This is a genomic window from Novacetimonas sp. GS1 (assembly GCF_036686925.1).
Taxonomy (GTDB): Bacteria; Pseudomonadota; Alphaproteobacteria; order Acetobacterales; family Acetobacteraceae; genus Novacetimonas; species Novacetimonas hansenii.
In genome coordinates, this window is record NZ_VSZP01000001.1 from 1,159,659 (window position 1) to 1,175,217 (window position 15,559).

Sequence of the window (15,559 nt, forward strand, 5' to 3'; positions counted from 1 at the left end):
ACCGCCGGGTCAGGGGCAACACCCTGTCCCGGCCCTATGCCGTCAGGCACATGACGCACTGAAAGAAACAAGAATAATGGCGCAAGACACCAAGGCTGCCTCCACCCCCCCGATTGTTGGCCTGATCGCGGCCGTGGCGGCGACGGGGGGGCTTTTGTTCGGTTATGACACGGGCATCATTTCCGCCGCGCTGTTGCAGATTACCAGTGATTTCACGCTCGATACGCTGGGACAGCAGGTCGTGACGTCGGCCATCGTGGCTGGCGCGCTGGGTGGTTGCCTGGTCGCCGCCCCCCTGTCGGACCGGCTGGGGCGGCGTTACATGATCATGCTGGCCGCCCTTGTGTTCATATTCGGCACGCTGGTGGCGTCGTTTTCGCCCGGTGTGTCCCTGCTGGTGTTCGCGCGGTTCATCCTGGGGCTGGCGGTGGGCATGTGTTCGCAGATCGTGCCGGTCTATATCGCCGAAATCGCGCCGCGTGAAAAACGCGGGCAGATGGTGGTCCTGTTCCAGATGGCGGTGGTCGCGGGTATCCTTGCCTCTTTCATCGTGGGGTATCTGTTGCAGGACCGTTCTTGGCGGCTGATGTTCGGGTTGGGCGTCGTGCCAGCGGTGATCCTGTTTGTGGGGATGTCGCTGCTGCCGCGCAGCCCGCGTTGGCTGGCGATGAAAGGCAACCTTGAAGGCGCGTTTGAAGTGCTGCAACGCCTGCGCCATGACCCGGCGGTGGCGCGAAGCGAACTTGACTCCATCATCGCCATGCATGACGAGCAGGCGCCATGGTCCGCCCTGTTCCAGCCATGGGTGCGTCCCGCACTGGTGGCCTCGGTCGGGGTGGCCCTGTTCTGTCAGATCACGGGTGTGAATGCTGTGCTGTATTATGCGCCGACGATCTTTGCCGGTGTAGGATTTGGCAAGAGTTCGGCGCTGCTGACCTCCATCGCCATTGGGGTGGCGATGCTGGCCTCCACCACATTCGGCAGTTGGGCCGTCGATGCGTGGGGGCGGCGTACGCTGCTGTTGCGCCTGATCCCTGGGGCTGTGGTGTCGCTGCTGGTGCTGGGGGCGATGTTCGCCATCGGTGCGACACAGGGGATCAATACATGGATCACGGCGGCGGCCGTCGTATCCTATGCCATCTTTAACGTCGGAAGCCTGTCGGTCGCGGTCTGGCTGGTGGGGGCGGAGGTCTATCCCCTGTCATGCCGCAGCAAGGGAATGAGCCTTGTGGCCGCGACGCACTGGGTGGCGGACCTGGTGGTATCGCTGACGACGCTGTCGCTGGTGCAGGCATTGGGGGCGGCGGGCACGTTCTGGATGTTTGCCGTGCTGAACCTTGCGGCGTTCCTGTTCGTCCTGCGTTATGTGCCGGAAACGCGTGGACGCTCGCTGGAGGAAATCGAGGTCTCGCTCAAGAACGGTACGTTCAGCAAGATGAAATAATACGCACAGGCTTTGACGGGCGCCCTTTCCCAAGGCGGCGCCCGCATGCAGTTCAGGCTGGCAGCGCCTGTGCGCCGCCTTTGCACAGATCGTCGAACGCGTCGTCAAGCGAACCGTCGGAGACGAAGCAGACAAGTACGTCGTCGCTTTCCTCCGCCACGGCGCGTGCAGGGGTGATGACGCTGTCCCATTCATGACGCAGGGAGTGGACGCGCCCGATCCTGGGGCTGAGGAATTCCCATGACCCGCCTTTGGCGACAGATCCCATCACGGTGGTCAGCAGAAAGATCGCCGGTTGGTCAGGCAGGTCTTCGGGGGGGCGCTTGAACTGGTAAATCGTGCCGGATTTCCCGAATTCGGTGAACGAGTGCCATGGTTCCATTGCAGATATCTCCTCTTCATGTCCCGTCTGCCATATCCTTGGCCATTTTCTTTCAGACAAAAGTGCATGCAACCAATGCGTACGCCCTGATGTGGTTGCCTGTCCGCCTGCCTGCCTGTCCACCTGCTTGTCTGTCTCTGGCGTTCAGGCGGATGTTGTGGCCCGCCGGACATCACCGGGATGTTCATATGTGGGGAAATGTGCCCTATTCGCCATGGACCAGTGGCCCGTCGGTCCTGACCCCACGTTGCCAGACCTGTGCGATCTTGTTGATATCGCCGATATCGTGGTCAGGACGGCCATCCACCACCAGCAGATCAGCCCGCAGCCCCGGTGCGATCAGGCCCCGGTCAGACAGGTGCAGCAGGGCGGCGGCATTGCCTGTCGCAAGCGAGATCGCCTGTAACGGCGTCAGTCCCGCAGCGACCGACAGGTACAGTTCACGATGTTCGGCAAATCCGGGGATACGTGTGGGCATTGCCCCTGAATCCGTGCCGAAACCAACATGAATGCCCGCCCGGTACAGGGTCAGCAGGTTGCGCATGTTCATCGCCAGCGCCGTGTGCGATGCGGCGGTCAGGGGGGCGGCAAGCACCTGTGCCCGCCATCTGGGGTCTGCGAACTGCGCGCGCAGGGCAGGGTCGAGGCCCGCGGCAAGGAACGGGTCATCCAGCCATTCGCGATGTTCGGCAAAGACATAGTTGGCTTCGTCAAGGTCAAGGGTGGCGATATACCATGTGCCGCGTTGTTCCATGCTTTCGATCAGGCCCGTATCCACCGGCTGGTCGCGCACACCGTGGGCAAGGATGTCCACCCCGGCATCCACCAGCGCGCGTGCATCGGACAGGTCATGGATATGGGCCGCCACGCGCCTGTTGCGCAGGTGTGCCTGTGCGATGGCTGCGCGATAAATGTCGGGCGACATCTTTGGCAGGGGTTTTGCCCCCGGCACGCCATTGCGGAAATCATCCACCCACAGCTTGATCAGGTCAGTGCCTTCGTCGGCCATCTTGTTAACTGCGGCGCGGGCTTCGTCAGGGGTGGTGGGGCGAAAGACCTCGTCAGCGGCCAGGTTGAAACGTTTTTGTGGTGGCACGCCATCGGGTGCGCCAATGCCCTGATCCACACCAAACAGGTCCGCCCCCGGATTGCGGCCGGCATGCTGTTCACGGCGCAGTTCGTCAAACAGGGGCGAACGGTTCAGCCCCAGCGCCGTGACCGTCAGCACGCCATAACGTGCATATTGCCGCAGGGCCGTGAGGATATTGGCACGTGTATAATTCTGTGTGCCGTTGGTGGTGCCCGATACCTGTCCCACATGGCTGTGGTCCGAAATCAGTGCAGGCAGGACAGTGCGTCCCGTCATGTCGATGCGGCGTGCATGACGCGGCGCATTGATCTGTGGGCCGACGGATATGATGCGCCCGTCCTCGATCAGGATGGAGGTGTCGGGCCGCGCGGCAGCACCACTGCCGTCAATGACGCAGGCATGTTCCAGCAGGACGGGACGTGCCCGCGCCGCTGCGTCGTGACCGGGGATAAGGGTCATGGCGATGCTGGTGGTAAGGGCCGTGGCGAGGAGGAGGAATTTTCCGGCAGTCCGCATCATGTACGTCCTTCATGGCGGGAGGGTCGAATGTAATAGCAGGCCAACGCATACAGATGCTGTCATGCGGACGCCCGCCAAAATACATCTACTCACGCAATGCTGTACTGCCTGTCCCCATCATGGAAGGGGGGCATGGTAATGGAGTGTCCCGCCCACATCATGGCGGCACCGTGCCGTGCCGCCTCCATCCGTGTGCTGGTTGCTGATAGTGCTGGGTCTCAGTATTCAACCATGCGGAAAGCGATGATGTCGGCACCTGTCCTTTATTCCCCTGATGATGTTCGCAAACTGATGGCCGGTGGCGACGCCATCCTGATTGATGTGCGCGACGCAAAGGATTACGAGGCCGGGCATATTCCCGGCGCGGTCAACATGGCCGATATCTTTACCTATCTTGCCGAAACAACCGAAGGGGGCCTCAGGACGCTTCAGGATACGTTTGCCAACCTGTTTGCCGATTATGGCCTGGATGGGAAAAAGACCGCCATCATTTACGAAGATGCCCTGCATACGCGTTATGGCGCGTCATGTCGGGGATACTGGATACTGCGCTACCTTGGTTATCCCCATGTCGGCATCCTTGATGGCGGGCTGAGCGCGTGGCGCAGGGCAGGCGGTGCGTTCACGACCGAGGTTACGACCCCTGTGCAGACGCAGTTCCCGCTTTCGATCAATGCCGAGCTGATGGCCACATACGCGGATGTGCGCGCCGCCCTAGGCTCGGCGACGGTCAGGCTGTTGGACAATCGTGACCGGGTGGAATGGCTGGGCGAAAGCTCGTCGCCCTATGGTATTGATTTCGCGCCACGCAAAGGGCGGATACCCGGCGCGGTATGGATCGAATGGTATGAGTTCATGCATGTCACCGATAACCATGCCTCCTTTCGCCCTGCACAGGAAATCCGTGCATTGGCTGCATCGCGGGGCCTGTTTCCCGGTGATGACATCATCATCTACTGTTTCAAGGGCGCCCGCGCGGCCAATACCTATGTCGCGCTGGCCTTGGCCGGGTTCACGCGGCTGCGGATCTATATGGGGTCATGGAATGAATGGTCGCGTAATCCGGCACTGCCGATCGAAGACGGATTGCCCAGGGCCGCGGCGCCATATCGTGTGAAGCCAGATGGCGCAGGGGTGGAGTGACAGGGAGGCTTGAAAGAAGAGAGTGTTTGAAAACAACGCGTTGGCAAAAAGTTTTTGGGTGCCGCCTTTTTTTGAAAGGTGGCGTCTTCTGAAGCTTTTTGGAAAAAGCTTCACCAAAAACCTTTATAATTTCAGGATATTGTTAAGCCTGGCTTTTCAAACAGTCATCTAAGTGATGAGGCGGTAAAAGTTTTGGGTGTCGCCTTTTTTCGAAAAGGTGGCCTTTTTCGAAAATCTGTTGGTGTCAGGAAGGGAGGATATTTTCCATTACCCTTCCTTGTCTGCAACATGGTGCCGGGTCATTGCCCGGATTTTCTGTATTACCCTGCGGACCCTCTTACGGATGGGTCATTCATCCCGCCCAGCAGGGTGTGGTGTGCCTCTTCGACGGTGGAGGCGGCATTACGGATTTCCTGTGCCGCGTCCTGTATCAGGGGTGTGGTGGGAAAGGCTGCGATCTCCTGCGCCAGGGCTTCGAGTTCATGTTGCAATTGTGTCGCCCGCGCCCGCACGGCAATAAGACCAGGCGCATTGACCGCTGCGCGGCGTTCGACAGGTGTCATGTCATTGCGGAATTTGGTTACGGGGTCGCACTAATATCCAGTGCGCCATCCGGTTTCTCCTGTGAAATGGTCTTCTCGCCCATCGCCCGGAACAGGGTGTGAAAATAAAACACCTGATTATATCAAGAAGATATCAAGGCGGACAAGGCAGCATGAATGCCTGCGCCAGGCACAGTCATCCTGAAACCGCGTGCGTGTTTTCTGGCAAGGGGTTTTCAAAAACATCGATGTTTTCATCCGGGTGGGCATTTTATGGACATCATTGGGAAGGGCGCGTGTGCTTACATTTAACTATAAATAATAGTAATACATAATTTTATACAACATAGTTGTAAAATAAATGAATCCTGATATTTGTTCGTTAAAGGTGTGTTTTCCATAAATCCACTCGTTTAGAAAGTTATATAGAGATGCATTTTGTGCCCGGGTTCTCGTCATGAGCCGACCTTCTGAATGCAGCTGCCTTTCCCCAAAGGGTGGACGGATGGAACTGGCTTCGTTCATTCAACACGCGACCATCGCGCGCTCATGTCATGATCGTGCCCATGGCGCGTCGGGTATTGGCAATCCGGTGCTGAAACAATGGGGATCATCGCATTTTGCATCCGCCCTGGTGGCTGCGACGCTACTTTCGGGACCGATATCCGCATCTGCGCAGACGGTGGTTGCGTCGTCTGTACTGGCGAAAAAAACCAAAGACACGCACGCCTATGCGCAGGCGCGGCAGGGCAATGCAGGCGTGGCCACCCGTCCGGCCCCCCTTTCGGCGGCGCATTCTGCGGCTTCATCCGGGATCGCACTGCATGAGGGGAAGGCGCCATCAGGCATCGTGTCGGCGAAAGCCGAGGATATCAGTGTCAATTCACGCAGAATCCCGGGGAATTCCGTTCTTTCCCCCAGCACAAATCCCCACAGTACGACCCCGGTGATTATCATCAAGGCCGATGATCTGATGAAAACGGGCAAGACGGACCTGACGCAGGCGCTGACCCAGATGGTGTCTTCCGTCACCTCGCCCCCCCATAACGGAGAAGGGGGCGGGGCCTTCACGCAGACCATCGCCTTGCGGGGGCTTTCACCTGACGAGACACTTATTCTTGTGAATGGTCACAGGCGTCATATCGGTGCGAATTTCAACGTCAATCCAGGGCCTAATGTCGGAAGTGAACCGGCCGACCTGTCCCTGATCCCGATTGGCGCGGTGGATCATATCGAGGTCATTACCGAAGGTGCGACCGCCCTGTATGGCGCGGACGCCATTGCGGGCGCGATCAATATCGTCCTGAAGAGCGATGTGTCCGGCGGTACGATCAATTTTGAAAATAGTGGTTATTACCAGGGCGATGGGCAGGCCATTGACGGATATGGGGATTATGGCTGGAAAATCGGCCATCGGGGTGGATCTGCGCATCTTGCCTTTCAGGTCAAACACCAGTTGCCAACCAATAACAGCGGAAAATTACAGGGGAATGAATTTCCGCTCCTTGCCGATGGATCGCAGGACCCGCGTGAAGCCGGGTTCAACAAGGATGTGCAACGTGGCCTGGGCCTGCCCAAAAGCACATTGGAAAACCTGAGCGCAAATATAGAAATTCCGCTGACCGATGCGATACATTTCTATAGCACGGACACATTTTCCCATAGGCGTGTCAATGTGGCGGAGGCATATCGACCCGTCAGCCAGACATCCAATGTGATTGCATCCTATTACCCGACGGGAATGCAACCCTATCTCGATATGGATGAATATGACTTTGAAGTCGATAACGGCATCAAGGGAACATATAAAAAGTTCGCGTGGGACACCTATGTCAATTACGGGCGCGATTACCAGCAATATAATATGCAGCATACGGACAATCCGTCGCTGGGGCTGGCATCAAAGAGGAATTTTGACGACGGATCGAATATTTCCTCGCAGTTGACTGCGGGTCTTCGGGTGTCGCGCCCGATCAGGACAACGTTCCTTCCGCGTGATATCCGCGTGAATTTCGGTGCCGAATATCGTCATGACACCTTTCAGATGACAGCGGGGGAGTATCAGTCATGGGCCAATGGTGGAAACGGGCTGACGCCGGGGGCTGCCGATCATCCCGGCACGTCGCCACTTGCGGCGAACAATACTTCACGTGATACGTTCGATGGATATCTGAACCTCGATTTCTTTGTAACCTCCAAATGGGAATGGACGCTTGGCGGTCGCGCCACCAGTTACAGCAGCCTTGCGACAGTCGAAACCGGCTCCATCGGGACCCGCTATGGCTTTAACAAGCGTATCGCCCTGCGTGCCAACATCAATGCGGGATACCGGCCACCGACCCTGGGGCAGGAACATTATTACTTTATCGACCCATTCCCCACCTATCAGATCGACCAGCTTCCGGCCAATCATGCGATCGCCAATGCGCTGGGCGCAGGCAGGCTCAAAGGCGAATCCTCAAGAAGCTTTACGATCGGCGCGGAAGGGGAACTGATCCCCAACCTTCATTATTCGGGGAATCTGTACTATATCGCCATCAATAACCGACTGATGGATACGACGACCCTTTCGGGGTCGTATATATCATCACTGATGGGGATGTACGGGCTTGGCGATAGTGCTTCCAACAGCTTGCAGTTTTATACCAATGCCCTGAACACCAATACCTGGGGCGGTGATTTCACCGCAAGTTATGACCTGTTCACCCGGCATGTCGGTCATTTCAACTTTGGCATCGGTCTTAACTTTACGGATAACGAGGTCCGCAGCATCAACAAGACCCCGGCCGCTGCGGCCGCGCATGGCCTGTCCTTTGTCAACGGATATTCGACGGCGCTGCTGTTGCGGACTGCGCCGCGAAACCGTGAAAATGTCAATGTAACCTGGAATTATGGGAAATGGCGCGTCTTCCTTCAGGAGGAACGTTATGGCTCTACGCTGTTCCTTGGCAGTCCCGCCGCAGGTGTAAGCATCGCGCCGTTTGAACAACGCCCGGCCTTTCTGACCAATATGGAGGTCAGTTACCGTGTGATCCCCAAACTGATGCTGACGGTGGGTGCGTATAATCTGGGGAACAAATACCCGACGAGGATTCCCGGCTGGGCCGCCAAGGCGCAGTCCTATGTTACGAAATACTCCTATTACTCCCCATTCGGGTTCAGTGGCGGGATGTATTACGTGCGGGCTTCGTACACATTCTGACGAATTTATTTCCAAAGGACATTATCATGGCGGGGCCAGGGGCACGAATTTCTGTCGATATCGGCGGAACATTTACCGATATTGCAATAGAAAACGGAAATCATGTTTTCGCATCGAAGGTTCTGACGGATGTTGCACATCCGGAAAATGGGATGTTGCGGGGGATTGAAATCTCCCTTCGCAATGCTGGACTCTTGCCATCGGATGTCCGCTCCATCCTGCATGGTACGACATTGGCGACGAATGCCCTGATCGAACGCAAGGGCGCCAAAACCGCAATGATCACAACGCAGGGATTCCGCGACGTGATCGAAATTGCCTATGAACATCGCTATGCCCAGTATGACATCCACAGTGCGAAAGCCGCCCCCCTCATCCCCCGCCCCGCGCGTTTTACGATATGTGAACGCATCCACGCGGATGGCAGCGTCAGGTCCGAAGTCTCCGAAGAGGATGTACGTCGCCTGATCCCGGCGATCCGGGAGATGGGCGCGCAGAGCGTCGCAATCTGCCTGATGCACAGTCACATCAACGACACGCATGAACGCAAGGTCCGCGATATCCTGCATGCCAGCCTGCCGGATCTGTATATCTCGCTCTCTTCTGAGGTATGCCCCGAAATACGCGAATATGACCGCTTCATCACCACATGTGCGAATGCTTATGTCCAACCGCTCGTCAGCCGTTATCTGGAATTGCTTTACGAAGGGATCACACGCCGGGGGTTTGACTGTCCCCTGTTCCTTGTCAATTCGGGCGGGGGCCTGACCTCAGTTGACGTGGCGCGGCGTTTTCCCATCCGGCTGGTCGAAAGTGGCCCGGTGGGTGGGGCGATCCTTGCCGCCCATGTCGCGCGACGGCGTGGCGAGGCAGAGGCGCTGTCGTTCGATATGGGCGGCACCACGGCGAAGCTGGCGCTGATTGATGGGGGCGCGCCGAGTTATGGGCGCGTGTTCGAGGTGGATCGGCAATATCGTTTCATGAAGGGAAGTGGCTTTCCAGTTCGCATTCCCGTGGTTGAAATGGTCGAAATCGGCGCTGGCGGTGGGTCGGTGGTCTCCTCTGACCGGATCGGCCGGATTACGGTGGGGCCACAATCCGTGGGGTCCACGCCCGGTCCGGCCTGTTATGGCAAGGGCGGACGTCTTCCCACGGTTACAGATGCGAATGTGGTGCTGGGTCGTCTGAACCCACGTTATTTTGGCAATGACGGACTGTCCCTTGATGTGGAGGCCGCGCGGGAGGCGTTTGCACGGGCATTTTCATCCTCGCAGGCGCTTGCGCCAAAGGTTGCGGCCTCTGGCGCCGATGAAATCGTCAATGAAAATATGGCAAGTGCCGCACGCATCCATGCGCAGGAACAGGGCAGCCTCCTGCCGCAGCGCATCCTGATCGCCTTTGGTGGGTGCGCGCCGCTGCATGCGGCTTCTCTGGCGGACAAGCTGGGGATTGGGCGGGTCATCATCCCGCGTGGGGCGGGCATCGGTTCATGCATTGGTTTCCTGCGCATGCCTGCGGCCTATCAGGTGTCGCATGCCCGGATCATTGACCTGGACGCCGCCGATCCCACCGCAATTGCCGGCATACTTGCGCGCCTTGAGGCAGAGGGACGCCTTGTCATCAAGGAAGCGGTGGGCGATGGCGCGATGCGTGTGCAGCGCTTTGTGGACCTGCGTTATCTGGGGCAGGGGCATGAGATTACCATTGCGTTGCCCGAGGATGTGCCCACTGATGAACTCCATGCGTGTCTTGTTGATCTGTTTACACGAAAATATCAGCAGATTTACAATATCGCCTTCGCGCATCTGGCGATCCAGATCACCGGATTCAGCGTCCATGTCGAAGAGCGCGATGGTGGCCTGAGGGATCGGCATTTCCAGATCGAATTTGCAAAAGACATTCCCGTGGGGCCGCAACATCCGGTCGAGGTGACGCTTGAAACCGTTGATGGGCCGCAGCGCGGGCATGCGCTTGGCCGGCAGGCAATGGTGGAGGGGACGACCTATCCCGGGCCGCTTCTGATTATCGACCCGGATACGACAACCGTTGTGCCGTCTTCTTTCTCGGCGATCTGCGACATCTCTGGCGATATTGTTCTTACTCGAAATATTTGATGAAGGTAGCTGGCATGTCTCAAGATGCTTCCCGGCGCGGCCAGGATATCGTGCGTTACCAGATTATCTGGAACCGACTGATTTCCATTGCCGAGCAACAGGCCCATGCCCTGGTCCGGTGTGCCTTTGGCGCCCCCACGCGGGAGGCGGGGGATCTATCCGCCGGGATCTATGATGCACGGGGGAACATGTTGTCCCAGGCCGTCACCGGGACGCCGGGGCATGTGAACTCCATGGCCAAAAGCGTTATGCATGTCCTGGACGCTTTTTCCCCCGCACAGATCGAAGAGGGGGATGCCTTCATCTTTAATGATCCGTGGAAGGGAACGGGTCATCTGAATGACATTGTCCTTGTGACGCCGGTTTTTGCCGACAGTCAGCTTGTCGCGTTTTTCGCCTGCACCCTGCATGTCGTGGATATCGGGGGCTGCGGTGTCTTCGGGCGGGCCGCACAGGTATATGAGGAAGGCCTGTTCCTGCCCATCCTCAAGATCCGTCGCGCCGGGCGCCTCAATGACGATGTGATCGCCATCATCCGCCAGAACGTCAGGGAGTCCGGGCAGGTCCTGGGCGATATCTTTGCCGAAATATCCAGCAACGACCTGGGTGCGCGCCTTCTGGTTGAATTGATCGAAACGTTCGGGCACGAGACGTTTCACGCGGCCGGGCACTATATCCTCGAGACCTCACGCAATGCCAGCCTGGAGTTGATAAAGGCCCTGCCACATGGGGAATTCCTGAATTCCATGACCGTCGATGGGTTTGGCGCACCTTTTACACTCAGCGCGAAAGTGACCATCAGCGAACAGGGCATTGATGTCGCGTATGTGGATGTCCCGGATTGCGTGGGTATCGGGATCAATGTCCCGCTAAGCTATACCGAGGCCTATACCGCCTATGGCGTGAAGCTGCTTGTGAATCCTGATGTGCCGAACAATGCTGGCAGCCTTTCGGTCGTGACGGTTTCTGCCCCTGATGGCAGCCTTCTCAATGCCCGCCATCCTGCCCCGGTTGCGGGCCGTGGGGCCGTGGGGCAGTTGCTGCCTGATGTGGTCATGGGCTGCTTTTCTGCGATTGCGGGCATGGCCGTTCCCGCGGAAAGTTCATCCAGCCTGTGGAACATCGTGCTTTCCGGTGGGCCGGGCCTTGTCCCTGCTGTGCCAGGCGAAACCCATGCATTGGGCAGGACATTCAATCTCATCAGCCTTAATGCCGGTGGAATGGGCGCACAGGGCCATCAGGACGGGATGTCGGCCACGGCGTTTCCATCAGGCATCAGGAATGTGTCGGTGGAGATATTGGAGACCATGGCGCCGATTGTCGTGACCCGAAAGGATCTGGCGGTGAACAGTGGTGGGGCAGGGCGTTTTCGCGGTGGCCTGGGGCAGGTTGTGGAAATCGAAAGCAGGGAGAACGTCGCGTTTGCCACTTCCCCCAATTATGACCGCACGATCTATCCCGCGCGGGGGCGCGATGGTGGCCTGCCGGGGGGAAAGGGGCATGTGTCGCTGGCCTCTGGCGCGTCACTGCCGCCACGTGGCAGTGCGGTCGTACCCGCTGGGGATCGCCTTGTCATCCAGATGGCCGGAGGGGGCGGGTATGGTGCCCCTGCCGAACGTCCTGCCGAATACGTGAGGCGCGATATCCGGTATGGCTATATCACCGAAGCCTATGCCGATGCGCATTATCCGTCATGGCGTGAAGCATCACGAAGCGTTTGACCCTGTCAATTCGCATTTGGAAAAGACGTTTGAATTCAAGGTCTTTTTCATAAATTTATATCGTGAAATATCTATTTTCTTTTGTCCGGGGGAATGTTTTCAGGCATCCCCCAGACGGGTACGCGGGTAGATGAAGCAGAAAAGAAACTTTTTCCTATTCATGATCATGGTCATGTGTGCGCTGAATTACGCGGATCGTTCATCGCTTTCAGCCAGCATGCCGCTGATCTCGCAGGAGTTCCATCTTTCCCCATCCTCGGTCGGGTGGCTTCTGTCGGCTTCTTTGTGGATCTATATACTTCTGAATTTTCCCAGCGCGGTTCTTGCGGAAAAATACGGAAACCGCATCATGGGCAGCCTTTCCGTGGCCTTCTGGTCACTGGCGATGGTTGCGGGGGCGTTGGGCGGCAGTTATGGCAACCTGCTGGTTTCGCGGGTTCTGCTGGGTGTGGGGGAGGCCCCGACCTTTCCCATCGGGGCGTCGGTTATCAACCGCCTGTCGTCATCGGGGGAACGGCCGGTGCTGTTTACTGTCTTCATGGCAAGCATGCAGGTCGGGCTTGCCCTCGGCACGGCTGTAGCCGGTGCGCTGACCTATGTTTACGGTTGGCGGCTGGCGACGGTCATCCTGGCATTGCCGGGTTTTGTATGGGCATTGGTCTGGTGGGTCCGATACAGGGACCATCGTGTGGCTGTGCATGTGGGCACGGCGGATGAAGCCGCGCCGCCGCGTCCATCAGTCCTGCAATTGCTGGCGATCCTGCGCAAACGGTCTTTCGCAGGGATCGTGATTTCTGGTGCCTCGGGTAATTACATGAATTTCCTGATGGTAAGCTGGCTTCCCATTTATATGAACCATAAATTCGGGCTGAATATGGCGGTTGCCGGTTTCGATGCTTCGTTAACCTACCTTGCCGCCGCGGCAATTTCCGTCATCCTGAGCGTGGCGATCACCTATCTGTCGCGTGGTTATGGTTCGACCACGGCTTCAAACCGGGTCGTGACCTCGGTTCTTTTTGTGATTTCCGCATTCCTTGTGATGATCATACCGCAGGCCAATAGTGCAATGGCCGTGGTGGTTGGGGTTGGTCTGGCGCTGGGGTTTGTGCGTGCCGGGTCCGGGGCGAACCAGGCGTTACTGAACGATCTGCTGGTTCCGTCGCGGTATATCGGGTCCGCCTTTGGCCTCGCCCTGACCTTTACAAACTCTGTTGGGATGGTCGCGCCCATTGTCACGGGCTATATTGTGGAAAGAACCGGCACGTTTTATGCCGCCTTTTGTGTGGCAAGCGGCCTGTTACTTGTGGGGGCCGTCTCCTCGTTTTTTTATACGCGTACCCCGATTGAAATTCTGGAATCGGGGGGGACTACCTGACGGGGATGGTATTTCGGATATCATGATCTCATCAGGCTATCTCTGGATTTCTTCCCATAGCTTACCCCGTCTGACGCTGGCGGCAATGACCATGCGAAGCAGTGGGGCGTTGAGCATATATCCATTCGATGGGGGCATTCACCCCTTCTTCATGACGACGGGATGAATTGGCGCACTGGTCCCTGGGGTTGCCTTGTCCCTGTTCATCAGGTTCCCCTGAACAGACCATTGATGGCGTCGGCGTCGATCACATGCGAAAGCTGCGCCTTCACCTTGTCCGACGGCTGTCGCGAACCTGCCTTCTTTATAGGTGCCATAGCCCGTCTCCGCCCATCAGGCCCAGTCGGCATCCGAAGGGGCAGAGTATGCCTGATCGCCATTATGTAAAACAGGACGGATCAGCGTGATGCTATGCCCCTGCTTGTACAGAAGGCATCCTGTTTGCGGGTAGGGCCTGCGTGCCATCTGCGACATGCGAGGCGAATTGCGTTTCATGCGCCTGTGGCTTTGCAAAATGATGGTATTTCGGGGGGGCTGTCACTGTTATTTCCTTTCGGAATCGATCCAAAGATGGATTGAAAACTCCCCCTGACCCACGCACGCTGGTTTCCAGTCACAACCCAAATGGGAAACGATCATGGAAGCCATTCACCTTCCTCCTACGGCCACACCAGAAGAAGTGGTCGCAACGCTGCGTAAATATGGCTACGCGATTGTAGATGATCTTGCATCGCCACAATTGATGGACAGGGTCACTGCGGAAATGCAGCCTTATATTGACCATACCCTGTATGGGGCTGATAATTTTATTGGTAAACTTACAAAACGCACGGGCGCCCTGATCGCACGTTCACCCGCAGCGCGTGAACTTGTCATGCATACTACTGCTGTAAAAGTGGCGGAACAGTTTCTGCACAAGGCGACAACTGTACAATTGCATCTGACGCAGATCATCAGCGTCTTTCCGGGTTCCCCGGCTCAGGCCCTTCATCTTGATCAGATCGTATGGGATTTCTTTCCTTTTCCCGCTGATTACGATGTGCAGTGTAATATTCTGTGGGCCATGACTGATTATACAGAAGAAATGGGGGCAACCCGTGTGGTGCCGGGTAGTCATCTGGACGATCGTACCAAATATGATGACAGTGAAGCTATTCCTGCGGTTATGCGACGTGGTTCGGCCCTCTTTTATACAGGCAAGGTCTGGCATGGTGCCGGTGCCAATATATCGGACAAAATCCGCCAAGCCATTAACATTACCTATGCTGTCGGATGGGTCAGGCAAGAAGAAAACCAGTATCTTACAACACCGCTTGAAATTGCGAAAACCCTGCCTGATGACCTGCTGAAACTGATGGGCTACCAGACTGGCTGTTTCGCACTGGGTTATGTTGGTGATTTTGAAGATCCGATGACGATTGTGCGCGATAACATGCCGCATGAAGTCCACAGTACTTCGTCCATAGGGGAGAAAAGCCAGACGTCATCCCAGGCAGCCGATCTTGTGAAAAGTAGCAAATCATGAGCGTCTGCAATATCACCCGCACAACGCCCAATATTGGTTATCTTGATGCGGATGTCTTTGATGCGATGGGATTTTCCCAGTCGGTCAGGTTCGGTAATATGGTTCATTATGCCGGTGTTGCTCCACTCAAGGGCGGCTTGAAGAACCTGGAGGTCATCGGGGAAGATGATGCAGCAGGACAGATTGAATTCGTGCTGGCCACGCTGGATGCCTGTCTGAAGGCTGATGGATTGACGCGTGAGCATCTGCTAAGCTGGACTATCTATACCACCGATATTGCTGAATTTTCTGCCCATGCAGCATTGCTGTCCGAATGGGTGGGGCCGTATCGTCCTGCCAGTACAATCGTCGAAGTATCTGCACTTTTCCTCCCCAAACAAAAATTGGAAATAACAGTATTCGCGGCCGTTCCAGACGGTATTTCCTTTGTGAATGACGTGACTCCATGATCCTTTCTGTATTGATGCGCACTATATGGGGTGTTCGAATGCCCACTTCCATA

At 56.9% G+C, this 15,559-nt stretch carries 11 protein-coding genes; 8 read left to right on the top strand and 3 right to left on the bottom strand.

Annotation, left to right across the window (positions count from 1 at the left end; all coding sequences use genetic code 11):
- Positions 1-76: 76 nt before the first annotated feature.
- Positions 77-1,444, top strand: coding sequence for a sugar porter family MFS transporter (locus tag FYB92_RS05365; protein WP_003622163.1), 1,368 nt, complete (start codon positions 77-79; stop codon positions 1,442-1,444).
- Positions 1,445-1,496: 52 nt separating this feature from the next.
- On the opposite strand, the gene FYB92_RS05370 is transcribed toward FYB92_RS05365, so the two are convergent.
- Positions 1,497-1,826 (bottom strand): hypothetical protein, encoded by a 330-nt coding sequence (locus tag FYB92_RS05370; protein WP_062809403.1) that lies wholly within the window; start codon positions 1,824-1,826, stop codon positions 1,497-1,499.
- Positions 1,827-2,031: 205 nt separating this feature from the next.
- Positions 2,032-3,435 (bottom strand): amidohydrolase family protein, encoded by a 1,404-nt coding sequence (locus FYB92_RS05375; protein ID WP_003622166.1) that lies wholly within the window; start codon positions 3,433-3,435, stop codon positions 2,032-2,034.
- Positions 3,436-3,681: 246 nt separating this feature from the next.
- Here FYB92_RS05375 and FYB92_RS05380 point away from each other — a divergent pair, with 246 nt between their 5' ends.
- Positions 3,682-4,578, top strand: coding sequence for a sulfurtransferase (locus FYB92_RS05380; protein WP_332828978.1), 897 nt, complete (start codon positions 3,682-3,684; stop codon positions 4,576-4,578).
- 320 nt (positions 4,579-4,898) lie between these two features.
- On the opposite strand, the gene FYB92_RS05385 is transcribed toward FYB92_RS05380, so the two are convergent.
- A complete protein-coding gene (locus FYB92_RS05385) occupies positions 4,899-5,141 on the bottom strand; it encodes a hypothetical protein (RefSeq protein WP_332828322.1) in 243 nt (80 codons plus the stop codon).
- A gap of 484 nt (positions 5,142-5,625) precedes the next feature.
- On the opposite strand from FYB92_RS05385, the gene FYB92_RS05390 reads away from it, so the two are divergent.
- From FYB92_RS05390 to FYB92_RS05415, 6 genes are all read left to right on the top strand, one after another.
- Positions 5,626-8,322, top strand: coding sequence for a TonB-dependent siderophore receptor (locus FYB92_RS05390; protein WP_081380276.1), 2,697 nt, complete (start codon positions 5,626-5,628; stop codon positions 8,320-8,322).
- A gap of 26 nt (positions 8,323-8,348) precedes the next feature.
- Positions 8,349-10,436 (top strand): hydantoinase/oxoprolinase family protein, encoded by a 2,088-nt coding sequence (locus FYB92_RS05395; protein WP_332828323.1) that lies wholly within the window; start codon positions 8,349-8,351, stop codon positions 10,434-10,436.
- A gap of 14 nt (positions 10,437-10,450) precedes the next feature.
- A complete protein-coding gene (locus tag FYB92_RS05400; protein WP_332828324.1) occupies positions 10,451-12,157 on the top strand; it encodes a hydantoinase B/oxoprolinase family protein in 1,707 nt (568 codons plus the stop codon).
- Positions 12,158-12,317: 160 nt separating this feature from the next.
- The gene (locus tag FYB92_RS05405; RefSeq protein ID WP_003622178.1) at positions 12,318-13,532 is read left to right on the top strand and encodes an MFS transporter; all 1,215 of its coding nucleotides are present in this window, start codon (positions 12,318-12,320) and stop codon (positions 13,530-13,532) included.
- Positions 13,533-14,169: 637 nt separating this feature from the next.
- Complete coding sequence (locus FYB92_RS05410; RefSeq protein ID WP_040511118.1) at positions 14,170-15,057, top strand: phytanoyl-CoA dioxygenase family protein; 888 nt, start codon at positions 14,170-14,172, stop codon at positions 15,055-15,057.
- On the top strand, positions 15,054-15,506 hold the full coding sequence (locus FYB92_RS05415; RefSeq protein ID WP_247066459.1) for a RidA family protein: 453 nt from the start codon (positions 15,054-15,056) through the stop codon (positions 15,504-15,506). The genes FYB92_RS05410 and FYB92_RS05415 overlap by 4 nt, the downstream gene beginning before the upstream one ends.
- Positions 15,507-15,559 lie beyond the last annotated feature (53 nt).

Coding starts and splice junctions, on each gene's coding strand:
- FYB92_RS05365 (WP_003622163.1), top strand. CDS start 77: ATGGCGCAAGACACCAAGGCTGCCTCCACCCCCCCGATTGTTGGCCTG.
- FYB92_RS05370 (WP_062809403.1), bottom strand. CDS start 1,826: ATGGAACCATGGCACTCGTTCACCGAATTCGGGAAATCCGGCACGATT.
- FYB92_RS05375 (WP_003622166.1), bottom strand. CDS start 3,435: ATGATGCGGACTGCCGGAAAATTCCTCCTCCTCGCCACGGCCCTTACC.
- FYB92_RS05380 (WP_332828978.1), top strand. CDS start 3,682: ATGTCGGCACCTGTCCTTTATTCCCCTGATGATGTTCGCAAACTGATG.
- FYB92_RS05385 (WP_332828322.1), bottom strand. CDS start 5,141: ATGACACCTGTCGAACGCCGCGCAGCGGTCAATGCGCCTGGTCTTATT.
- FYB92_RS05390 (WP_081380276.1), top strand. CDS start 5,626: ATGGAACTGGCTTCGTTCATTCAACACGCGACCATCGCGCGCTCATGT.
- FYB92_RS05395 (WP_332828323.1), top strand. CDS start 8,349: ATGGCGGGGCCAGGGGCACGAATTTCTGTCGATATCGGCGGAACATTT.
- FYB92_RS05400 (WP_332828324.1), top strand. CDS start 10,451: ATGTCTCAAGATGCTTCCCGGCGCGGCCAGGATATCGTGCGTTACCAG.
- FYB92_RS05405 (WP_003622178.1), top strand. CDS start 12,318: ATGATCATGGTCATGTGTGCGCTGAATTACGCGGATCGTTCATCGCTT.
- FYB92_RS05410 (WP_040511118.1), top strand. CDS start 14,170: ATGGAAGCCATTCACCTTCCTCCTACGGCCACACCAGAAGAAGTGGTC.
- FYB92_RS05415 (WP_247066459.1), top strand. CDS start 15,054: ATGAGCGTCTGCAATATCACCCGCACAACGCCCAATATTGGTTATCTT.